This window comes from Micromonospora halotolerans (assembly GCF_032108445.1).
GTDB lineage: Bacteria > Actinomycetota > Actinomycetes > Mycobacteriales > Micromonosporaceae > Micromonospora > Micromonospora halotolerans.
This window is the reverse complement of record NZ_CP134876.1, coordinates 1-21,494: the sequence shown is the minus strand read 5'-3', so window position 1 is coordinate 21,494 and position 21,494 is coordinate 1. Positions and strand designations below refer to the sequence as shown.

Here is a 21,494-nt window from a genome sequence, read left to right as displayed (position 1 = left end):
AATGGGTGGGGTGGACGACAAGAGCCTGACCGAGAACAGCGCCCCCGCCAACCGGACGAGCCTCTGGGGAGGCCGGTTCGCCGGCGGACCCGCCGAGGCGCTCGCGCGGCTGTCGGTGAGCGTCCAGTTCGACTGGCGCCTCGCCCCGTACGACATCGCCGGCTCCCGGGCGCACGCCCGGGTCCTGGCCGGCGCGGGCCTGCTCGACCCCGAGGAGCTGGGGAGGATCCTGGCCGCGCTGGACGACCTGGAGGCCGCCTGCGCCGCCGGGACGTTCCGGCCCACGATCGACGACGAGGACGTGCACACCGCGCTGGAGCGCGGCCTGCTGGAGCGGCTCGGGAGCCTCGGCGGCAAGCTGCGGGCCGGCCGCTCCCGCAACGACCAGGTCGCCACCGACCTGCGGCTCTACCTGCGCGACCACGCCCGCGGCGTGGCCGCCCGGCTGGTCGAGCTGGCCGAGGCCCTGGTGGAGCAGGCGGAGCGGCACGTGGAGACCGCCGCGCCCGGCATGACCCACCTCCAGCACGCCCAGCCGGTCACCTTCGGCCACTGGCTGCTCGCCCACGTGCAGCCGCTCCTGCGGGACCTGGAACGGCTGCGCGACTGGGACCACCGGTGCGCCGTCAGCCCGCTGGGCGCGGGCGCGCTCGCCGGCTCCGGCCTGCCGCTGGACCCGGCGGCCGTCGCCAAGGAACTGGGCTTCCGCACGTCCTTCGCCAACTCGATGGACGCGGTGGCCGACCGGGACTTCGTGGCCGAGTTCCTCTTCGTCACCGCGATGATCGGCGTGCACCTGTCCCGCCTCGGCGAGGAGGTGGTGCTCTGGACCTCGCAGGAGTTCGGCTGGGTCGAGCTGGACGACGCGTTCGCCACCGGGTCGTCGATCATGCCGCAGAAGAAGAACGCGGACATCGCCGAGCTGGCCCGGGGCAAGTCCGGGCGCCTGGTCGGCGGCCTCATGAGCGTGCTCACCATGCTCAAGGGCCTGCCGATGACCTACGACCGGGACATGCAGGAGGACAAGGAGCCGGCCTTCGACGCGGTCGACACCCTGGAGCTGCTGCTCCCCGCCCTCGCCGGGATGATCTCCACGATGACGGTCCGGGTCGACCGCCTGGTGGCCGCCGCGCCGGTGGGCTTCTCGCTCGCCACCGAGGTGGCCGACTGGCTGGTCCGCCAGAACGTGCCGTTCCGCGACGCGCACGAGATCACCGGCCGGCTGGTGGCGCTCTGCGTGGCCCGCGACTGTGCCCTGGACGAGGTCTCCGACTCCGACCTGGCCGCGGTCAGCGAGCACCTCGACCCCTCGGTGCGGAACGTGCTCTCGGTGCGCTCCGCCCTGGCCGCCCGGATCACCCCCGGCTCCACCGGCCCCGCTCCGGTGGCCGATCAGCTCGCCGCCGCCGCGGACAAGCTGGCCGGCTGGCGGGACTGGACCGCCGAGCGGGTCGTGCCCCGCTGAGCGTGCGATCCCGCGCGGTGGCCCGGCCGCCGCGCGGGATCAGGCCGTCGGCCGCTCGCGCTTGGGCAGCTTCGCCACCACCGCGTCGTACGACCCGTCGACCGCCTCGATCAGCTCCTCGTCGGGGATGCGCCCGCCGAGCCGCAGGGTGTTCCAGCCCGAGCGGCCGATGTAGGGGGAGGAGCGGGCGTCCTCGGGGAACCGGTGCAGCCACTCGTCGGCCACCTCCCGGGACGGGCCGCACTTGACCCCCACCCGGGCCTCGCCTTCGGGCGCGCCGAGGAACGCGAAGATCCGGCTGCCGACCTTCACCACCTCGTCGCCCTCCCACGGCCGGTCCAGCCAGGCGCCCGGCTTGGCCAGGCAGTAGGACAGCATCTCCTCGCGCGTCATCGCATCCCTCCCGTGCCGGTCACCGGCACAGTCTCACCCGCCGCTGTGACAGTCGCCGGGCGCCGCCACGTCGCCGAGCCCTGCCGCACCGGGGTCAGTCGCCGGTGCCGGTGCGCAGGGTGAGCCGCTCGTAGCGCTGCCGGGCCGCCTGCGCGCTGCCCAGCCCCAGCCCGAACGCGATCGCCTGCCACGTCAGACCCCGGCCGCGGGCCACCTGCAGCAGGCCCGCCTCCAGGGCGTCGACCTCGGCGCGCACGTGGGGGATCAGGGTCAGCGCGGCCATGAGGTCGGCCTGGTCGACCGGCTCCTCGCCCTCGGCCAGCTCCGCCCCGCCCGCGAGCGCCATGACCAGCGTCGCCGCCTCGTAGGCGTCGGGGACGTCGGGGTGCGCGTAGCGCCGGCGGCGGGCGTCGCTGCCGGCGTGCCGCTCGGCGATCCGCAGCAGCGCCGCGTAGTTGCGGTGCGCCCGGGCCTGGGCAGCATCCGGAGCGGTGAACGGGTCGTTGTCCATCGTGACCATGTCGTCGATTCCACACCCTTGAACGACATTTTGTCAACAGTTCGTTGAAAGCAATTCGTGCCTCCCGCGCGGATCCCGCTAGGGTTTCCCGGTGACCACCACCGACCTCTCCGCCCTCTCCGACCTGCTCGCCGGCCCGGTGGTTCCCGCCGCCCGGGGACTGCTCGGCTGTCGGCTCACCGGGCACGGGGTCACCGTCCGGATCACCGAGGTCGAGGCGTACGCCGGCACCGCCGGCGACCCGGCCTCGCACGCCCACCGGGGCCGCACGCCGCGCAACGCGGTGATGTTCGGCCCGGCCGGGCACGCCTACGTCTACTTCACCTACGGCATGCACTGGTGCGTGAACGTGGTGACCGGACCGGACGGCGAGGCCTCGGCCGTGCTGCTGCGCGCCGGCGAGGTGGTCGACGGCGTCGACGTCGCGCGGGAGCGGCGTCCCGCCGTACGCCGGGACACCGATCTCGCCCGCGGGCCGGCCCGGCTCTGCGCGGCGCTCGGCATCGACCGGTCCGTCTACGGCGCCGACCTGCTCGGCGACGGTCCGGTGCGGCTGCGGCCCCCGCTCGCGCCGGTGCCCGAGGCGGCGGTCTCCGTCGGCCCCCGGGTCGGCGTCACCGGCGCCCACGACGTGCCCTGGCGCTTCTGGCTCACGGGCGAGGAGACGGTGAGCGCGTACCGCCGGCACGTGCCCCGGACCCGGCGCTGACCGGGAGCCCGGCGCGCCGGGGCTGAATCCTGTCGGTGGGTGTGGCGATAATCACCGCACCCGTCGATGAGGGAGGACCGGCATGACGACGCTGCTCGCGATCGGCACCGGCAAGGGACTCTTCCTGGCCACCAGCTCCGACCGGCGCGACTGGGCGGTGAGCGGCCCGCACTTCCCGATGACCGGGGTCTACGCGGTCACCGTCGACAAGCGCCCCGGCCGGCCCCGGCTGCTGGCCGGCATGACCAGCTCGCACTTCGGCCCCAGCGTGGCCACCAGCGACGACCTGGGCGGCTCCTGGCAGGAGCCGGAGCAGGCGCCGGTCGCGTTCCCGGCCGACACCGGCGCCAGCCTGGGGCGGGTCTGGCAGCTCACCCCGGCCGGCCCGGACCAGCCCGACGTGGTCTGGGCGGGCGCCGAGCCGTCCGCGCTGTTCCGCTCCGAGGACGGCGGGCGCAGCTTCAGCCTGGTCCGGGCGCTCTGGGACCACCCCCACCGGGAGCAGTGGGGCGCCGGCTTCGGCGGCCAGGCCGTGCACAGCGTGCTCCCGCACCCGGGCGACCCGGGCCGGATGGCGGTGGCCATGTCCACCGGCGGGGTCTACCGCACCGAGGACGCGGGGGCGAGCTGGGCGCCGGGCAACACCGGGATCCGGGCCTACTTCCTGCCTGACGAGTGGCCCGAGTTCGGCCAGTGCGTCCACAAGATCGCCCGGGACGCCGGCGACCCCGAGCGGCTGTACGCGCAGAACCACCACGGGGTCTACCGCTCCGACGACGACGGGCGCAGCTGGACCTCGATCGCCGCGGGCCTGCCCAGCGACTTCGGCTTCCCGATCGTCGCCCACCCGTCCCGCCCGGGCACCGTCTACGCCTTCCCGCTGACCGCCGACGGCGAGCGGTTCCCCACCGACCGGCGCTGCCGGGTCTACCGCTCGGCCGACGCGGGCGCGAGTTGGGAGCCACTGACCGCCGGCCTGCCCGACGGCCCGTTCTATCCGGCGGTGCTGCGCGACGCCATGTGCGCCGACGACCACGACCCGGCCGGCGTCTACTTCGGCACCCGCTCCGGCGAGGTCTACGCCAGCGCCGACGAGGGCGACTCCTGGTCGCTGGTCGCCGCGCACCTGCCGGACGTGCTCTGCGTCCGGGCCGCGGAGGTCTGAGTGGTCACCGTGCTGCTGCCCGGTCCGCTGCGCGCCGAGACGGGCGGTGAGGGCCGCCTCGCGGTGGCCGCCGCCGGCACGCTGCGCGCGGTCCTCGACGAACTGGCCACCACGTGGCCGCGGCTGGCCCGCCGGATCCGCGACGAGCGCGGCGACCTGCGCCGCTACGTCAACGTCTACGTCGACGGCGAGGACTGCCGCCACACCGGCGCCCTCGACACCAGGGTCCCCGAGGGCGCCGAGATCCAGATCCTCCCCTCGGTAGCAGGCGGCTGACCCACCCCACCGACCCCCCGGACCGCCGGGGGCAGCGTCGTTGATCAAGAAGTTTGCGCCGGGATCGGGCTCGTCGGTGACGCAAACTTCTTGGTCAACTGGGCCGTGGGATTAGGGTGAGGCCGCCCACCCGGGGGTGGGGCCCGGGTGGAATAGTTGCTTCGTCAAATATGTTGTGCGGAGCGATTCCGGGCCGGGGCGGTCCGGACCCACCCGAGGAGCTGGTCATGCAGTTCGGAGTCTTCACCGTCGGCGACGTCACGGTCGACCCGACCACCGGGCGGCTGCCGTCCGAGCATGAGCGGATCAAGGCCATGGTGGCCATCGCGCTCAAGGCCGAGGAGGTCGGGCTCGACGTGTTCGCCACCGGCGAGCACCACAACCCGCCGTTCGTGCCGTCGTCGCCCACCACCATCCTCGGCCACATCGCGGCCCGCACCGAGCGGCTGCTGCTGTCCACCTCGACCACGCTGATCACCACCAACGACCCGGTGAAGATCGCCGAGGACTACGCGATGCTCCAGCACCTGGCCGACGGCCGGGTCGACCTCATGATGGGCCGCGGCAACACCGGCCCCGTCTACCCCTGGTTCGGGCAGGACATCCGCAACGGCATCCCGCTCGCCATCGAGCACTACGACCTGCTGCACCGGCTGTGGCGGGAGGACGTGGTCGACTGGAAGGGCCGGTTCCGCACCCCGTTGCAGTCGTTCACCTCGACGCCGCGCCCGCTCGACGGCGTGCCGCCGTTCGTCTGGCACGGCTCGATCCGCAGCCCCGAGATCGCCGAGCAGGCCGCGTACTACGGCGACGGCTTCTTCGCCAACCACATCTTCTGGCCCAAGGAGCACACCCAGCGGATGGTCGCCCTCTACCGGCAGCGCTACGCGCACTACGGCCACGGCACCGCCGACCAGGCCATCGTCGGCCTCGGCGGCCAGGTCTTCATGCGCAGGAACTCGCAGGACGCGGTCCGCGAATTCCGGCCGTACTTCGACAACGCCCCGGTCTACGGGCACGGGCCGTCGCTGGAGGAGTTCACCCGGGAGACCCCGCTGACCGTGGGCAGCCCGCAGCAGGTCATCGACCGCACGCTGAGCTTCCGGGAGTACGTCGGCGACTACCAGCGCCAGCTCTTCCTCATGGACCACGCCGGGCTGCCGCTGAAGACCGTCCTGGAGCAGCTCGACCTCCTCGGCGAGGAGGTCGTCCCGGTGCTGCGCAAGGAGTTCGACTCGCTGCGCCCCGCGCACGTGCCCGAGGCGCCGACCCACGCGTCGCTGCTGGCCGCGGCCGGTGGCGCCAAGGACAGCACGGTCCACGCCGTCGACGACGTGACCGGCAGGGCGCCGGAGGAGGCCCGATGACCCGCCGCACCCTGGCCGTGGTCTCGGCCGGCCTCAGCCAGCCCTCGTCGACCCGCCTGCTCGCCGACCAGCTCGCCGCGGCCGCCCGCGACGAGCTGGTCCGGCGCGGCGCCGAGGTGGAGATCAACACGGTGGACCTGCGCGAGCACGCCCACGACGTCGTAAACCACCTGCTCACCGGCTTCCCGCCGGCCGCCCTGCGGGCGGCGCTGGACACCGTCGCGGGCGCGGACGGCCTGATCGCGGTCACCCCGATCTTCAACGCGTCCTACAGCGGGCTGTTCAAGTCGTTCTTCGACGTCGTCGAGAAGGAGGCGCTGGCCGACCGGCCGGTGCTCATCGGGGCCACCGGTGGCACCGCCCGGCACTCGCTCGCCCTGGAGCACGCGGTCCGGCCGATGTTCACGTACCTGCGGGCGGTCGTGCTGCCCACGGCGGTGTTCGCCGCCCCGGAGGACTGGGCCGGCGACGGCGCCGACCGTGCGCTGCGCTCCCGGATCCGCCGGGCCGGCATCGAGCTGGCCGAGCAGGTCGACCGCCGCCCGGCGGCGACCGGGCCGGCCGACCCGTTCGCACTCACCACCAGCTTCGAGGACCTGCTCGCCGGCCGCGACCCGGCCTGAAAACCGGGCCGCGACCCGACGGCCGGTCAGCCCGGGCCGCGACCCGACGGCCGGCCGGCGGCCTCAGTCGCCGTCCGGCTCGTACGGGTGCGCGACCAGCACCGGGCAGTGGGCGTGCTGCACCAGCGCCTGGCTGACCGAGCCGAGCAGCAGCCCGGCGAAGCCACCCCGGCCCCGGGAGCCGACGACCACCAGCGCCGCCTCCCCGCTCGCCTCGATCAGCGCCTGCTCCGGGGACGTGCCCCGCACGGGTCGCTCGGCCACGCTCAGCACCGGATGGTCCGTGCGGATCCGGGCAGCCGCCCCGGCCAGCAGCTCCGCCGACTCAGCCTGCGCGGCGGCGGTGGCCTCCGCCGCGGCGTCCGGCGCCACCGCGCCCCGCTCCGGCGTGCGGACGTGCACGAGCACCAGATCGGCGTCCCGGCGGACCGCCTCGTCGGCGGCGATCCGGACGGCGTACGCGGCCGACTCGGACCCGTCCACCCCGACCAGCACCGGCCCCCGCACCGGGATGGGCTGCTCCGCCGGGCGGACCACCAGCACGGGGCAGTGCCCGTGCTGCGCCACCTGGTTGCTCACCGAGCCGAGCAGCAGCCCGGCGAAGCCGCCCACACCCCGGCTGCCCACCACCACGAGCTCCGCCCGGCGGGACTCCTCGATCAGGGCGGCGCCCGGGCCACCGGCCACCTGGCGCACCTCCACCCGCAGGCCCGGATGCCGGTCGACCAGCTCGGTGGCCACCTGCTCCAACATCTTCTGCGCCTCCTCGGTGGGCGCCGGCACCCCGAGGTCGTACGGGTTGAGCGGCACCCCGTAGCCGAGCGGGTGCAGGTAGCCGTGCACCACGTGCAGCGGCCGGGACCGCGCCACGGCGGCCCGGGCGGCGTGTTCGGCGGCGGTGAGGCTGGTCGACGATCCGTCGACACCCACCACGACAGGTCGGTTCATCGGCATCCCTCCGGTCGGCTCCGCCCATTGTCGACGACGACCCCGCCCGCCGAGCCCGAACGCGGCCGTCCGCGCCGGCCGAGGGGGGAAGGGGCCGGCGCGGACGGGGGACGGTCAGCCCGCGGCGGGGCCCCGGCGGTGTCGGACGATGGCCAGCGGGCTGCGGGCGTGGTGCAGCACCGCGTGGCTGACCGAGCCGAGCAGCAGCCCGCCCAGGCTGCCCCGGCCGTGCGCGCCGACGACGACGAGCTGGGCGTCGGCGGACTCCGCCACCAGCGCCGCCGCCGGGGCGGCGGCGACCAGCTTGCGCCGTACCCGCACCTCGGGGTGGCGCGCGGCCCAGCCGGCGACCGCCTCGGCGAGCACCCGCTCCTCCTCCGCGCGCAGCGCCTCGAGGTCGTACGCCAGCGGCACCATGTCGCCGGGGCCGACCGGGGCCGGGTAGAGCCAGGCGTGCACCGCCACCAGGTCGGTGCCGCGCCGGGCCGCCTCGGCGAACGCGAAGCCGATGGCCTCGGTGGACAGCGCCGAGCCGTCCACCCCGACCACGACCGGGCCGTCGGCGCGCGGCTCGCCCCGCACCACCAGCACCGGGCAGTCCGCCCGGGCGGAGAGCCCGACGGCCGCCGAGCCGACCAGCAGCTCGGCGAACCCGCCGAGCCCGCGGTGGCCGAGGACCAGCAGCGCGGCGTCCCGGCTCTCGTCCAGCAGCACCGGGACGGCGGCGCCGTCGCGTACCGCGCCGGTCACCGGCAGCTCGGCTTCGACCTTGCGGGCCTCGTCGAGCGCCTCGGCGACCACCTTCTCCGCCTCCTGCCGCAGCTCCTCGTGCGGGAGGGCGGCCGCCACCGGGCCGAGCGGGGTGCCGAGCAGCGGCCACTGGAACGCGTGCACCACCCGCAGCGGCCGGTGCCGGGTGGCCGCCGTCCGCGCGGCCACCCGGACCGCGTCCAGAGCGGTGGGGGAACCGTCCACGCCCACGACGACGGGAGCGCCGGATCTGTCGGTCATCACGTCCTCCTTCGTTCACCTCCAGGGTTCTCCGGTCGGCGTCCCGCCGGCAGAGGCCTTGCACCCGGCCGGTTCGGGACCAACGGCCCTGACGGTCCGGGCCGGACCGGAGTCCGATGGAGTCGGGACGATCCGCCCGTGCCGCGTGCGCACCCTGACCCGGTGGGCGGCCGGGGTCCCCCGTCCGACCCTGGGAGGCGAGCGACCGATGACCCCGCTGGAGATGCTCCGTGTACACCCCTTCCTCGCCGGGCTGCCGGAGGAGTGGCTGCCCCCGCTGACCGGCTACGCCCGGCCGGTGGTCTGGCACCCCGGGCACCGGCTGTTCCGCGCGGGACAGCCGGCCGAGCGGTTCTGGCTGGTCCGCGGCGGCCAGGTGGCGCTGGACTTCCCGGTGCCCGGCCGCGGCGACGTGGGGATCGAGACGATCGGCCCGGGCGGGGTGCTCGGCTGGTCGTGGCTGTTCCCGCCCTACCGCTGGCAGTTCGGCGCGGTCGCCGTCCAGCGCAGCACCGCGGTCGAGTTCAGCGCCGCGGGGGTGCGCCGGCTGATGGAGTCCGACGACGCCGTCGGCCGGCAGCTCACCACCCGCTTCATGAGCGTCGTGGTGGACCGGCTGCAGGCGTCCCGGGTGCGACTGCTGGACCTGTACGGCTACCCGACGGCGCTTCCGCCGACCGGCTGACCTGCCGCGTGCCGGTGGACGACCAGCTCGTCCACCTCCAGCCGGCCGATCCGCAGCTCCCGGATCACCGCCCGGCGGACGGCCAGGCGCGCGATCATCAGCCGGCCGATCGCCACGGCCCCGATCGCCGCCGCGGCGAGCGCCAGGGGCGCGGCCGCCGTCGGGCCCAGGGCACGCGGGCCGGCCGCCGTGGGGCCGACGACGGAAGGTCGGACGGTACGCATCGGGAACGCCCGGCGCCGCGGGCGGTGCAGCATCCTGTTCATCCGTGGATCCTCTGCTCCCACCCGGTCCGTCCGGCACCGACTTCGGCGCCGGTCCATCGCCCGGGTGATGCGACGCCCGCCGGCCGTTCCTCCGGCGCCGACACGAGCGGGCGGCCCGAACCCCCGGTTCCGTCGGTGGGTCCGCGTATCCTCCGGCGATGACCAGTGAGGTGCGGCTCCGCCCGGTACGCGACGAGGACCTGCCGGCGTTCTTCGCCCACGAGCAGGATCCGCAGGCCAACTGGATGGCCGCGTTCGGCCCGAAGGACCCGGCCGACCGGGCCGCCTTCGACGCCCACTGGGCCCGCATCCGGGCCGACCCGCGCATCGTGAACCGCACGGTGACGGTCGACGGCGCGGTGGTCGGGCGCGTGGCCGCCTTCCCGGTGGGGGAGCGCACCGAGGTCAGCTACTGGATCGACCCCGCCCGCTGGGGTCGGGGCCACGCCACCGCGGCGCTCGCCGCGCTGCTGCGCGAGCTGCCGCAGCGGCCGGTGCACGCCCGCGCCGCCAAGGACAACGCCGCCTCCCTGGCGGTGCTGCGCAAGTGCGGCTTCGTCGTGGTCGGCGAGGACTCGGGGTACGCGGAGAGCCGCGGCGCCGAGGTCGAGGAACACCTGCTGGAGCTGCCCGCCGCGCCGGCTGACCTGGGTGACCACTAGTCTCCCCGGGGTGAACTGGCTGGAACTCGTCGGCTGGGCCGGCTCCGCGCTGCTGGTCTGGTCGCTGCTGCAGACCCGCATCCTGCGGCTTCGCGCGCTCAACCTGGTCGGCTGCCTCATCCTGATCGGCTACAACGCCGCCGTGCACGTGTGGCCCATGGTCGGGCTCAACGTGGTGCTCGCCGTGATCAACGTCTGGTACCTGCGGACGATGCTCGCCACCCGCCACGACGCGCAGACCTACGAGGTGGTCGAGGTGGGCACCGGCGACGCCTTCCTGGCCCACACCCTGCGGGTGCACGCCGCCGACATCGCCCGGTTCAACCCCGACTTCCGCTGGGACCCGGCCGCGGCCGACCGCTCGGCGTTCCTGGTGGTCCGCGCCGACGAGGTGGTCGGTGTGGTGGTCTCGCACGCCGAGGCCGGCGGGGTGGCGCAGATCGACCTCGACTACGTGACCCCGCCGTTCCGCGACTTCACCCCCGGCGAGTTCGTCTACCGGCGCAGCCGGTTGTTCACCGACCGCGGCTTTCGCCGGGTCGTCAGCCCGCGCGGCATGGTCGCCCCCTACTACCACCGGCTGGGCTTCCGGCCGGAGGGCGACGCGTACGTGCTGGACCTGCCCGCGCCCGCCTGACCCGCGACCGGAGGATTGCGCGGCCCGCCCGCGGGGCACAGAGGGGCGACGCCGCCCGGGCCACGGTCGGCGACGGGTCGGCCACGGCGGCCGGCCCGGGTCGGGTCGAGGGAGAGAACCGCGCGTGCAGAGCTACTGGAGCCAGCTGGCCCTGGTCGCAGTTCTGGTGATCGTCAACGCGGCCTTCGCCGGCAGCGAGATGGCCCTGGTGTCGCTGCGCGACAGCCAGCTCCAGCGGCTGGAACGCGCGAGCCGGGCCGGGCGCACCCTGGCCCGGCTGGCCAAGGACCCCAACCGGTTCCTGGCCACCATCCAGATCGGGATCACCCTGGCCGGCTTCCTGGCCTCCGCCGCCGCGGCGGTGTCCCTCGCGAAGCCCCTCGTCCCGCTGCTCGGGGCGTTCGGTGACGCCGCCGAGACGGTCGCCATCGTCGGGGTCACCCTGGCGCTGACGTTCGTGACCCTGGTCTTCGGCGAGCTGGCCCCGAAGCGGATCGCCATGCAGTCCGCCGAGCGGTGGGCCCTCGTCGTGGCCCGCCCGCTCGACCTGCTGGCCAGCGTGACCCGACCGGCGGTCTGGGCGCTCGGCGCCACCAGCGACCTGGTGGTCCGCCTGTTCGGGCTCAACCCGAAACACGAGCCGGACGAGATCGGCCCCGACGAACTGCGTGACATCGTGGCCGGCAACCACGGCTTCACCAAGGAGCAGCGGACCATCATCGCCGGCGCCGTGGAGATCGCCGACCGGCAGTTGCGCGCGGTGCTCGTACCCCGATTGCAGGTCTTCACCCTGGACAGCGGGACGACCGCGGAGGCCGCCCGGCTGGTCCTCGCCGCGACCGGCCACTCCCGGGCGCCGGTGGTCCGGCACGGCGGCCTGGACGACGCGGTCGGAGTGATCCACCTGCGCGACCTGGTCGGCGTCCCCGACGACCGGCCGGTCGACGAGATCGCGCGACCCCCCATGCTGCTGCCCGACTCGCTGCCGGTGGTCGACGCCCTGCGCCAGTTCAAGGCGGAACGCCAGCACATCGCGCTGGTGGTCGACGAGCGTGGCGCCGTCGACGGCATCGTCACCCTGGAGGACATCCTCGAGGAGATCGTCGGCGAGATCTACGACGAGACCGACCGGGACCTCGGCTCGGTCCGCACGGAGGAGGACGGCACGCTGGTGCTGCCCGGCACCTTCCCGGTGCACGACCTCACCGACCTGGGCGTCGAGCTGCCCAACCGGCCGCCGGGGGACTACACCACGATCGCCGGGCTCGTGCTCATCTGCCTCGGGCACATCCCCACCGTGGCCGGGGAGCGGGTCCGGGTCGACGGCTGGGACCTGGCCGTGGGCGGCGTCGACCACCACGCCATCACCGAGGTCCGGATCCGCCGGCACACCCGCCGCGACCACGTCGAGGACGCCGAGCGTGCCGACGGCCACGGCACGCCGGTCCTCGACGAGGCCCGGGGCTGACCTCAGCGGCGCCCGGCCGGCGGGCCGAACGGGAAGCCGGACACCGGTGGGAGCAGCTGCACCGAGTCGGCGGGCACCTGGAGGGTGCTGCGCCCCAGCACCCGGGCGATCGCGCGGAGCAGCCACGGCCCCGACGGATGCCGCTCCGGCCCGATCAGCCGGCTCGTGACCCGGGTCCACCAGTGGCCGGCGACGATCACGTCGGTGATCCGCAGCCGCTCCGGTGGCCAGCCGCCCCGCACCACCACGTCGACGACCCGGCCCAACCGCCGCCCGTGCAGGTCGTACGCGGTCCGGCCGAGCAGCTCACCCGCTCGCACGGCCCGCTCCGGGAATCCGGTCGATCAGGTGCCGGCGCAGCCAGGACTCCACCGGCGAGGGCGGCAGGTCCGCCGCCGGGCAGCGCAGCCACACCACGCTGTCGACCCGGTCGACCTGGGTGAGCGCGACCCGCAGCGGAGGCACCGGCGGGTCGTCGGTGAACCGGTCGGCGACGGCCACCAGCAGCCGCCCGATCCGGCCCCCGATCCGCTGCCCGAGCGCCTCCTGCCCGGTGAGCAGGCAGTCCACGTACGGGTAGCCGTCCTCGTCGACGGCGAACGCGATGTCGTCGACCCGCCCGACCAACCGGCCGTCGACGTCGACGATCTGCCGGTCGAGCAACTGCTTGGCGAGCTGGATCCTCATCGCCCCATCCTCGTGATGATCGCCAACGGGAGCGCCGCCACCGAGGCGGCGACGATGAGCAGCAGGAACAGCGCCCCGAGCAGGTTCGTCCACCACCCGTTGACCCGGTCACCGAGGTAGTTGCGGTCGTTCGCCACCACCAGGATCGGCAGGTACGTCAGCGGCAGCACCACGGCGCTGAGCACCAGCATGTACTCGGTGAGCCGGATCGGGTCCACGCTGGTCATCAGCAGCAGCACCCCGAGCAGCAGCCCGACCAGCAGCACGCTGTGGAACCGGGCCGCCTCCCGGGGGCTGACCCGCTTCCCCCACTGCCAGCCGAAGTACTGCGACGCCGCGTACGCGGCGGACAGGCCGGTCTCCAGGGCCGCCCCGAAGGTCACCGCGAAGAACGCCAGCACCGCGGCGGCCAGGCCGGCCCCGCCCAGCGCGGTCACCACCGGCCGGGCCACCTGGTCGAGGGTGTCCAGCGACGCCCCGGACGGGTGGTACGCCACCGTCGCCACGGCGATCAGCGACAGCGCCAGGAAGCCCCCGACGGGAAACCCGATCAGCACGTTCGACCGGGCGTGCGCCAGGTCGGCGGCGCTCCACCGCTCCTCGACCCCGCCGGAGGAGAAGAAGAACACCTCGTACGGGCTGACCGTCGACGCGAACAGCGCCACCGCCACGAACCAGTACACCGACCAGCTCTCGCCGGCGGAGCTGACGCGCAAGGCGCCGTGCCCCAGCTCCGCCCAGTCCGTGGGCAGCGCGAACAGCGCGACCGCGAAGACCAGCAGCGCCAGCCCGGCCAGACCGAAGACCCGCTCCATCAGTTCGAAACGCATCCGCCACAACACCAGCCAGACCGCCACGGCGGCCACCGGCACCCAGAGCAGGTGGCTCCACCCGGTCGCGAGCTGCAACGCCAGCGCCACCCCACCCAGCTCGGCGGCCAGGGTGATCACCGTGACCAGCCAGGAGGCGACCAGGTTGAGCAGCGCCACCCGCGGCCCCAGCCGCTCCCGGACCAGGTCGAACACGGCCCGGCCGCTCACCGCCGCGATCCGGCCGGCCATCTCCGCGTACGCGCAGATGCCCACCACCCCGACAAGCAGCACCCAGGCGTGGGCCATCCCGAAGCGGGCGCCGGCTTGGCTCGCCGCCACCAGGTCGCCGATGTCGACGAAGCCGCCGACGGCGGACAGCACGCCGAGCGTGGCCGCGAAGAGTTTCCTCACGTCGGGTCGGGAGTGGCCGGGCTCATCGACGCGACGATATCGGCGTCAGATCCCCGATCTGGGGCGAATCGATCAGCCCGCGATCAGGCGGAGGTGAGGTTCTGCAGCCGCACCTGGCCGCGCGACACCAGCCGGCCGCCCTCGTCGGTGATCTCCACGAGCCAGAGCTGCTGGCTGCGGCCACGATGGATCGGGGTCCCGACCGCGGTCAGCTCCCCGTCGCGGACCGCGCGCAGGAAGTCGGTCTGGTTGGACACCCCGACGACCTTGCCCTTGTCGCCCAGCCACAGGGCGCCGCCGATGCTGGCCGCCGTCTCCACGACCGAGCAGTAGACCCCGCCGTGCTGGATCCCGTACGGCTGGTGCAGCTCCGGACGGACCTGCCAGCGGATGACCACCCGGTCCCCGCTCACCTCGTCGAACTTCAGGCCCAGCAGGGCGACGAAGCCCCCGGTCAGATCCGGCTCCTCCACAGCGATCCCTCCCTCTCGCGCGACGGCGTCGCCAGCCTAGTCGGCACCGATGTCGCCAAACCCGGTACGGGTCCGGGCCCGCGATGGGGGAGAATCGGTGACCGTGACCGACAGCAACCACCCGCAGGGGCGGGACTCCCTGACCGAAGACCTGCTGTGGCGGGGCCTCATCCAGGACTCGACCGGCCTCGACGAGCTGCGCGCGCTGCTCGACGGCGGGAGCACCACCTTCTATGTGGGCTTCGACCCGACGGCGCCCAGCCTGCACGTCGGCAACCTCATGCAGGTCGTCATGGCGCGCCGGCTCCAGCTCGCCGGGCACCGGCCGCTGCTGCTGGTCGGCGGCGCCACCGGTCAGATCGGCGACCCGAAGGAGAGCGCCGAGCGCACCCTGAACCCGCCCGAGGTCATCGCCGGCTGGGTCCAGCGCATCCGCGACCAGCTCGCGCCCTTCGTGACGTACGAGGGGGAGAACGCGGCCCAGCTGGTCAACAACCTGGACTGGACCGGCGAGATGTCGGTGGTGGAGTTCCTCCGGGACGTGGGGAAGCACTTCCCGGTGAACAAGATGCTGGCCCGGGAGGTGGTCAAGGCCCGGCTGGAGACCGGGATCAGCTACACCGAGTTCAGCTACCAGCTGCTCCAGGCCAACGACTTCTTCGAGCTGCACCGGCGGCACGGCTGCCAGCTCCAGTACGGCGGCTCGGACCAGTGGGGCAACATCACCGCCGGGGTGGACTACATCCGGCGCCGTGGCGCCGGACCGGTGGAGGCCTTCACCACCCCGCTGGTCACCAAGTCGGACGGCACCAAGTTCGGCAAGAGCGAGACCGGCGCGGTCTGGCTCGACCCGGAGATGACCAGCCCCTACGCCTTCTACCAGTTCTGGGTCAACGCCGACGACCGGGACGTCACCCGCTACCTGCGGTACTTCAGCTTCCGCTCCCGGCAGGAGCTGGAGGAGCTGGAGAAGGCCACGGCGGAACGCCCGCAGGCGCGGCTCGCCCAGCGGGCCCTCGCCGAGGAGCTGACCGCCCTGGTGCACGGCGAGCGGGAGATGGCCCAGGCGGTCGCGGCGAGCCAGGCGCTCTTCGGTCGCGGCGCGCTCGACGAACTGGCTCCGGAGACCCTGCGCGCCGCGCTCACCGAGGCCGGCCTGGTGCACCTCGACGAGCTGCCCGACGTCGCGGGCCTGCTCAAGGAGTCGGGTCTCGTGCCGAGCATGAAGGAGGCCCGCCGGGTCATCGCCGAGGGCGGCGCGTACGTCAACAACGTGCGCATCGCCGAGGTGGACGCGACGGTGTCGCCGGCGGACCTGCTGCACGGCCGCTACCTGGTGCTGCGCCGGGGCAAGCGCAACTTCGCCGGCGTCGAGCTGGGCAGATAGCCGTCCGTCGACGGTGTGACGCGGGACGCGCCCGGCGGATTTGACGATCAATCCGCCGGGCGCGTAGCTTTCTCTCTGCCAGCGCGGAACGGACGAAACAGGCGAAAGACCTGGAGGCCGGAGCGCGGGAATGACGACCGGGTGAGGATGGTTGACTCCATCGGACCCTGGACCGGGCGGTGCCCCGATTCGCCGGGAGGCGGATTTGGTGAGGCGGAACCGACCGGGTAAGGTTGTCGACCGGCAGGGACACGGACGAGCGAGCGGGAAACCGCGGCGGCCGTCCTGCCGAAACCCACGAAGCGCCCGGCGCCAGCCGGTCGATTGGTGGTGCCCGGTTAATAGGGTGGAAGCATGACAAACCGCGAAACACCGGTTTGACACGGCAGAAACCAGCGGGTAACGTAGTAAAAGTGCCCGGCGCGAGAGCGGCGGGTGCGGTTGAACGAAATGCCCCGGACGGGGGCCTCACGGTGTGGGGTTTTCGGATGGTGTGTGGTTGTTCTTTGAGAACTCAACAGGGTGCTTGATAAGCCAGTGCCAAATTGATTTATACCCCGGACTGGCAGGTCTTCTTTTGGAGGCTTTGCTGGTTGGGATTCCTTTGGCAACACTTTTGTTGTCAGGATGATTGTTCAACAAAGATTTTTGTTGGAGAGTTTGATCCTGGCTCAGGACGAACGCTGGCGGCGTGCTTAACACATGCAAGTCGAGCGGAAAGGCCCTTCGGGGTACTCGAGCGGCGAACGGGTGAGTAACACGTGAGCAACCTGCCCTAGGCTTTGGGATAACCCCGGGAAACCGGGGCTAATACCGAATATGACCCTTCCTCGCATGAGGGAAGGTGGAAAGTTTTTCGGCCTGGGATGGGCTCGCGGCCTATCAGCTTGTTGGTGGGGTGATGGCCTACCAAGGCGACGACGGGTAGCCGGCCTGAGAGGGCGACCGGCCACACTGGGACTGAGACACGGCCCAGACTCCTACGGGAGGCAGCAGTGGGGAATATTGCACAATGGGCGGAAGCCTGATGCAGCGACGCCGCGTGAGGGATGACGGCCTTCGGGTTGTAAACCTCTTTCAGCAGGGACGAAGCGTAAGTGACGGTACCTGCAGAAGAAGCGCCGGCCAACTACGTGCCAGCAGCCGCGGTAAGACGTAGGGCGCGAGCGTTGTCCGGATTTATTGGGCGTAAAGAGCTCGTAGGCGGCTTGTCGCGTCGACTGTGAAAACCCGCAGCTCAACTGCGGGCCTGCAGTCGATACGGGCAGGCTAGAGTTCGGTAGGGGAGACTGGAATTCCTGGTGTAGCGGTGAAATGCGCAGATATCAGGAGGAACACCGGTGGCGAAGGCGGGTCTCTGGGCCGATACTGACGCTGAGGAGCGAAAGCGTGGGGAGCGAACAGGATTAGATACCCTGGTAGTCCACGCTGTAAACGTTGGGCGCTAGGTGTGGGGGGCCTCTCCGGTTCCCTGTGCCGCAGCTAACGCATTAAGCGCCCCGCCTGGGGAGTACGGCCGCAAGGCTAAAACTCAAAGGAATTGACGGGGGCCCGCACAAGCGGCGGAGCATGCGGATTAATTCGATGCAACGCGAAGAACCTTACCTGGGTTTGACATGGCCGCAAAACTCGCAGAGATGTGAGGTCCTTCGGGGGCGGTCACAGGTGGTGCATGGCTGTCGTCAGCTCGTGTCGTGAGATGTTGGGTTAAGTCCCGCAACGAGCGCAACCCTCGTTCGATGTTGCCAGCGCGTTATGGCGGGGACTCATCGAAGACTGCCGGGGTCAACTCGGAGGAAGGTGGGGATGACGTCAAGTCATCATGCCCCTTATGTCCAGGGCTTCACGCATGCTACAATGGCCGGTACAATGGGCTGCGATACCGCGAGGTGGAGCGAATCCCAAAAAGCCGGTCTCAGTTCGGATCGGGGTCTGCAACTCGACCCCGTGAAGTCGGAGTCGCTAGTAATCGCAGATCAGCAACGCTGCGGTGAATACGTTCCCGGGCCTTGTACACACCGCCCGTCACGTCACGAAAGTCGGCAACACCCGAAGCCGGTGGCCCAACCCTTGTGGAGGGAGCCGTCGAAGGTGGGGCTGGCGATTGGGACGAAGTCGTAACAAGGTAGCCGTACCGGAAGGTGCGGCTGGATCACCTCCTTTCTAAGGAGCACCTTCACCCGAAAGGGTGCAAGGAGCCCGCGGCCCGCGAATGTCGGGTCGGGGTGCTCAATGGCGGAGACACTGGCGAGCTCGGTGCCGGCAACGGCCAGGTTCCTTCTAGTACGGCCACTTCGGTGGTGTGGAACGGGGTCCTGGTGCGGCTGGCGGCGAGTGCAAAGCACCCTGTTGGGTCCTGAAGGAACAACCTCGGTTGTCTTTCAGAGCCGTGAGCGGAACCGAGAGTTCCGCCGGCGCCAGGCATGACCTGGCCTCGCATACCGGATCCCTGGTTAGGGGTTGCTGGTGTGGGGCGGATCGGGTTGTGGGTTGGTCGTTTGTTGAGAATTGCACAGTGGACGCGAGCATCTTTGTGGTCAAGTTGTCAAGGGCGAACGGTGGATGCCTTGGCACCAGGAGCCGATGAAGGACGTGGGAGGCCGCGATAGGCCTGGGGGAGCTGTCAACCAAGCTGTGATCCCAGGGTGTCCGAATGGGGAAACCCGGCACCAGTCATGTGGTGTCACCCGCACCTGAACACATAGGGTGTGTGGGGGGAACGCGGGGAAGTGAAACATCTCAGTACCCGTAGGAAGAGAAAACAACGAGTGATTCCGTGAGTAGTGGCGAGCGAAAGCGGATTGAGGCTAAACCGGCTGCGTGTGATACCTGTCAGGGGTTGCGTGGTCGGGGTTGTGGGACCCTGCTGAACAAGCTGACACTTGTTCGAGAAGTTACAAAGTCAGTGGCTAGTCGAACAGTCTGGAAAGGCTGACCGTAGACGGTGATAGTCCGGTAGGTGAAAGTTGCTGACCTTCTGTGGGTGTTCCCGAGTAGCGGCGGACCCCTGAAATCTGCCGTGAATCTGCCAGGACCACCTGGTAAGCCTAAATACTTCCTGGTGACCGATAGCGGACGAGTACCGTGAGGGAATGGTGAAAAGTACCCCGGGAGGGGAGTGAAATAGTACCTGAAACCGTTCGCCTACAATCCGTCGGAGCCTTGCGGGGTGACGGCGTGCCTTTTGAAGAATGAGCCTGCGAGTTAGTGGCATGTGGCGAGGTTAACCCGTGTGGGGGAGCCGTAGCGAAAGCGAGTCTGAATAGGGCGCTCTTTAGTCGCATGCTCTAGACCCGAAGCGGAGTGATCTAGCCATGGGCAGGCTGAAGCGCGGGTAAGACCGCGTGGAGGGCCGAACCCACCAACGTTGAAAAGTTGGGGGATGACCTGTGGTTAGGGGTGAAAGGCCAATCAAACTCCGTGATAGCTGGTTCTCCCCGAAATGCATTTAGGTGCAGCGTCGCGTGTTTCTTGCCGGAGGTAGAGCACTGGATGGTCTAGGGGGCCCACAAGCTTACCGAAATCAGCCAAACTCCGAATGCCGGTAAGTGAGAGCGCGGCAGTGAGACTGCGGGGGATAAGCTTCGTAGTCGAGAGGGAAACAGCCCAGATCACCAGCTAAGGCCCCTAAGCGTGTGCTAAGTGGAAAAGGATGTGGGGTCGCATAGACAACCAGGAGGTTGGCTTAGAAGCAGCCACCCTTTAAAGAGTGCGTAATAGCTCACTGGTCAAGTGGTTCCGCGCCGACAATGTAGCGGGGCTCAAGCACACCGCCGAAGCTGTGGCATTCACATTTTAACCTCGCTTGGACTTGATTCCTTGTGCAGGTGTGTGGATGGGTAGGGGAGCGTCGTGCCGCGAGTGAAGCAACGGGGTGACCCAGTTGTGGACGCGGCACGAGTGAGAATGCAGGCATGAGTAGCGAAAGAAGGGTGAGAAACCCTTCCGCCGGATGACCAAGGGTTCCAGGGCCAGGCTAATCCGCCCTGGGTGAGTCGGGACCTAAGGCGAGGCCGAGAGGCGTAGTCGATGGACAACGGGTTGATATTCCCGTACCCGCGAAAGAGCGACCCTGACGAACCTCGTTGTGCTAACCACCCGAACCGCCGGCGACCTTCGGGTCAATGGTGGGGAGCGTGGGAACCTGGCGGGTAGTAGTCAAGCGATGGGGTGACGCAGGAAGGTAGCTGAGCCCGGCCGGTGGTTGTGCCGGGGTAAGCGTGTAGGCCGTGCCGTAGGCAAATCCGCGGCGCATTAAGGCTGAGACGTGATGCCGAGCCGATTCAGGTGAAGTCAGTGATCCTATGCTGCCGAGAAAAGCCTCTAGCGAGTTCTTAGCGGCCCGTACCCCAAACCGACACAGGTGGTCAGGTAGAGAATACCGAGGCGATCGGGCGAACTGTGGTTAAGGAACTCGGCAAATTGCCCCCGTAACTTAGGGAGAAGGGGGGCCGGAGACGTGAAGCCCCGCGCGGGTGGAGCGTTGTATGGCCGCAGAGAGCAGGGGGAAGCGACTGTTTACTAAAAACACAGGTCCATGCGAAGAAGTAATTCGATGTATATGGACTGACGCCTGCCCGGTGCTGGAACGTTAAGGGGACCTGTTAGCTCTTCGGGGCGAAGCGGAGAACTTAAGCGCCAGTAAACGGCGGTGGTAACTATAACCATCCTAAGGTAGCGAAATTCCTTGTCGGGTAAGTTCCGACCTGCACGAATGGCGTAACGACTTCCCCACTGTCTCAACCACAGGCCCGGCGAAATTGCACTACGAGTAAAGATGCTCGTTACGCGCGGCAGGACGGAAAGACCCCGGGACCTTTACTATAGCTTGACATTGGTACTTGAGTTAGCTTGTGTAGGATAGGTGGGAGCCGGTGAAGTCCATACGCCAGTATGGGTGGAGGCAATCTTGAAATACCACTCTGGTTGATTTGGGTATCTAACTTCGGACCGTTATCCGGTTCAGGGACAGTGTCTGGTGGGTAGTTTAACTGGGGCGGTTGCCTCCTAAAGGGTAACGGAGGCGCCCAAAGGTTCCCTCAGCCTGGTTGGCAATCAGGTGTTGAGTGCAAGTGCACAAGGGAGCTTGACTGTGAGACTGACAGGTCGAGCAGGGACGAAAGTCGGGACTAGTGATCCGGCACTGGCATGTGGAAGCGGTGTCGCTCAACGGATAAAAGGTACCCCGGGGATAACAGGCTGATCTTCCCCAAGAGTCCATATCGACGGGATGGTTTGGCACCTCGATGTCGGCTCGTCGCATCCTGGGGCTGTAGCAGGTCCCAAGGGTTGGGCTGTTCGCCCATTAAAGCGGTACGCGAGCTGGGTTTAGAACGTCGTGAGACAGTTCGGTCCCTATCCGCCGTGCGCGTAGGATACTTGAGAAGGGCTGTCCCTAGTACGAGAGGACCGGGACGGACGAACCTCTGGTGTGCCAGTTGTCCCGCCAGGGCACGGCTGGTTAGCTACGTTCGGAAGGGATAACCGCTGAAAGCATCTAAGCGGAAGCTCGCTTCAAGATGAGATTTC

20 protein-coding genes and 2 rRNA genes are annotated in these 21,494 nt (G+C 70.3%); 13 read left to right on the top strand and 9 right to left on the bottom strand.

Annotated elements, in window-relative coordinates; translation table 11 throughout:
* Position 1: 1 nt before the first annotated feature.
* Positions 2-1,465 carry an argininosuccinate lyase gene (argH, locus tag RMN56_RS00110; protein WP_313724612.1) on the top strand — a complete coding sequence of 488 codons (1,464 nt, stop codon included), beginning with the start codon at positions 2-4 and terminating at the stop codon, positions 1,463-1,465.
* Positions 1,466-1,504: 39 nt separating this feature from the next.
* On the opposite strand, the gene RMN56_RS00105 is transcribed toward argH, so the two are convergent.
* Positions 1,505-1,858 (bottom strand): MmcQ/YjbR family DNA-binding protein, encoded by a 354-nt coding sequence (locus tag RMN56_RS00105; protein ID WP_313721728.1) that lies wholly within the window; start codon positions 1,856-1,858, stop codon positions 1,505-1,507.
* Positions 1,859-1,952: 94 nt separating this feature from the next.
* Positions 1,953-2,378: a DNA-binding protein gene (locus RMN56_RS00100; protein ID WP_313721727.1), complete on the bottom strand. Its 426-nt coding sequence runs from the start codon at positions 2,376-2,378 to the stop codon at positions 1,953-1,955.
* Between the two features lie 91 nt (positions 2,379-2,469).
* On the opposite strand from RMN56_RS00100, the gene RMN56_RS00095 reads away from it, so the two are divergent.
* The 5 genes from RMN56_RS00095 to RMN56_RS00075 all read left to right on the top strand — a co-directional run bounded on the left by RMN56_RS00095 (position 2,470) and on the right by RMN56_RS00075 (position 6,518).
* Positions 2,470-3,087, top strand: a complete 618-nt coding sequence (locus tag RMN56_RS00095; RefSeq protein ID WP_313721726.1) for a DNA-3-methyladenine glycosylase — start codon at positions 2,470-2,472, stop codon at positions 3,085-3,087.
* 82 nt (positions 3,088-3,169) lie between these two features.
* Positions 3,170-4,252: a WD40/YVTN/BNR-like repeat-containing protein gene (locus RMN56_RS00090; protein WP_313721724.1), complete on the top strand. Its 1,083-nt coding sequence runs from the start codon at positions 3,170-3,172 to the stop codon at positions 4,250-4,252.
* Positions 4,253-4,528, top strand: a complete 276-nt coding sequence (locus RMN56_RS00085) for a ubiquitin-like small modifier protein 1 (protein ID WP_262287219.1) — start codon at positions 4,253-4,255, stop codon at positions 4,526-4,528.
* A 227-nt stretch (positions 4,529-4,755) separates the two neighbouring features.
* Positions 4,756-5,895 carry an LLM class flavin-dependent oxidoreductase gene (locus RMN56_RS00080; RefSeq protein ID WP_313721723.1) on the top strand — a complete coding sequence of 380 codons (1,140 nt, stop codon included), beginning with the start codon at positions 4,756-4,758 and terminating at the stop codon, positions 5,893-5,895.
* Positions 5,892-6,518 carry an FMN reductase gene (locus RMN56_RS00075; protein ID WP_313721722.1) on the top strand — a complete coding sequence of 209 codons (627 nt, stop codon included), beginning with the start codon at positions 5,892-5,894 and terminating at the stop codon, positions 6,516-6,518. Before RMN56_RS00080 ends, RMN56_RS00075 begins: the two co-directional genes overlap by 4 nt.
* A gap of 63 nt (positions 6,519-6,581) precedes the next feature.
* Here the strand turns inward: RMN56_RS00075 and RMN56_RS00070 are convergent, their stop codons facing one another.
* Together RMN56_RS00070 and RMN56_RS00065 are read right to left on the bottom strand one after the other, a co-directional pair.
* On the bottom strand, positions 6,582-7,472 hold the full coding sequence (locus RMN56_RS00070) for a universal stress protein (RefSeq protein ID WP_313721721.1): 891 nt from the start codon (positions 7,470-7,472) through the stop codon (positions 6,582-6,584).
* A gap of 108 nt (positions 7,473-7,580) precedes the next feature.
* Positions 7,581-8,477, bottom strand: a complete 897-nt coding sequence (locus RMN56_RS00065; protein WP_313721720.1) for a universal stress protein — start codon at positions 8,475-8,477, stop codon at positions 7,581-7,583.
* Between the two features lie 208 nt (positions 8,478-8,685).
* Here RMN56_RS00065 and RMN56_RS00060 point away from each other — a divergent pair, with 208 nt between their 5' ends.
* A complete protein-coding gene (locus RMN56_RS00060; protein ID WP_313721719.1) occupies positions 8,686-9,162 on the top strand; it encodes a cyclic nucleotide-binding domain-containing protein in 477 nt (158 codons plus the stop codon).
* Here RMN56_RS00060 and RMN56_RS00055 read toward each other — a convergent pair.
* Positions 9,132-9,428 (bottom strand): hypothetical protein, encoded by a 297-nt coding sequence (locus RMN56_RS00055; protein ID WP_313721718.1) that lies wholly within the window; start codon positions 9,426-9,428, stop codon positions 9,132-9,134. The two genes, RMN56_RS00060 and RMN56_RS00055, sit on opposite strands and share 31 nt — an antisense overlap.
* A 158-nt stretch (positions 9,429-9,586) precedes the next feature.
* On the opposite strand from RMN56_RS00055, the gene RMN56_RS00050 reads away from it, so the two are divergent.
* The 3 genes from RMN56_RS00050 to RMN56_RS00040 all read left to right on the top strand — a co-directional run bounded on the left by RMN56_RS00050 (position 9,587) and on the right by RMN56_RS00040 (position 12,195).
* Positions 9,587-10,090, top strand: a complete 504-nt coding sequence (locus tag RMN56_RS00050) for a GNAT family N-acetyltransferase (RefSeq protein WP_313721717.1) — start codon at positions 9,587-9,589, stop codon at positions 10,088-10,090.
* A gap of 10 nt (positions 10,091-10,100) precedes the next feature.
* On the top strand, positions 10,101-10,727 hold the full coding sequence (locus RMN56_RS00045) for a YgjV family protein (RefSeq protein ID WP_262287266.1): 627 nt from the start codon (positions 10,101-10,103) through the stop codon (positions 10,725-10,727).
* Positions 10,728-10,851: 124 nt separating this feature from the next.
* A complete protein-coding gene (locus tag RMN56_RS00040) occupies positions 10,852-12,195 on the top strand; it encodes a hemolysin family protein (protein ID WP_313721716.1) in 1,344 nt (447 codons plus the stop codon).
* A gap of 2 nt (positions 12,196-12,197) precedes the next feature.
* Here the strand turns inward: RMN56_RS00040 and RMN56_RS00035 are convergent, their stop codons facing one another.
* The 4 genes from RMN56_RS00035 to RMN56_RS00020 all read right to left on the bottom strand — a co-directional run bounded on the left by RMN56_RS00035 (position 12,198) and on the right by RMN56_RS00020 (position 14,578).
* Entirely contained in the window at positions 12,198-12,515 is a 318-nt protein-coding gene (locus RMN56_RS00035) for a PRC-barrel domain containing protein (RefSeq protein WP_313721715.1), read from the bottom strand.
* The gene (locus RMN56_RS00030) at positions 12,502-12,882 is read right to left on the bottom strand and encodes a hypothetical protein (protein WP_313721714.1); all 381 of its coding nucleotides are present in this window, start codon (positions 12,880-12,882) and stop codon (positions 12,502-12,504) included. The genes RMN56_RS00035 and RMN56_RS00030 overlap by 14 nt, the downstream gene beginning before the upstream one ends.
* Complete coding sequence (locus RMN56_RS00025; protein ID WP_313721713.1) at positions 12,879-14,105, bottom strand: NRAMP family divalent metal transporter; 1,227 nt, start codon at positions 14,103-14,105, stop codon at positions 12,879-12,881. The genes RMN56_RS00030 and RMN56_RS00025 overlap by 4 nt, the downstream gene beginning before the upstream one ends.
* An 83-nt stretch (positions 14,106-14,188) precedes the next feature.
* Positions 14,189-14,578 (bottom strand): PaaI family thioesterase, encoded by a 390-nt coding sequence (locus tag RMN56_RS00020; RefSeq protein WP_313721712.1) that lies wholly within the window; start codon positions 14,576-14,578, stop codon positions 14,189-14,191.
* A gap of 103 nt (positions 14,579-14,681) precedes the next feature.
* Between RMN56_RS00020 and tyrS the strand changes: the two genes are divergently transcribed.
* The 3 genes from tyrS to RMN56_RS00005 all read left to right on the top strand — a co-directional run bounded on the left by tyrS (position 14,682) and on the right by RMN56_RS00005 (position 21,494).
* Positions 14,682-15,965 (top strand): tyrosine--tRNA ligase, encoded by a 1,284-nt coding sequence (tyrS, locus tag RMN56_RS00015; RefSeq protein ID WP_313724611.1) that lies wholly within the window; start codon positions 14,682-14,684, stop codon positions 15,963-15,965.
* 648 nt (positions 15,966-16,613) lie between these two features.
* A 16S ribosomal RNA gene (locus tag RMN56_RS00010) occupies positions 16,614-18,128 on the top strand.
* Between the two features lie 372 nt (positions 18,129-18,500).
* Positions 18,501-21,494, top strand: a 23S ribosomal RNA gene (locus RMN56_RS00005).
* Together the 16S and 23S rRNA genes form the textbook arrangement of a ribosomal RNA operon.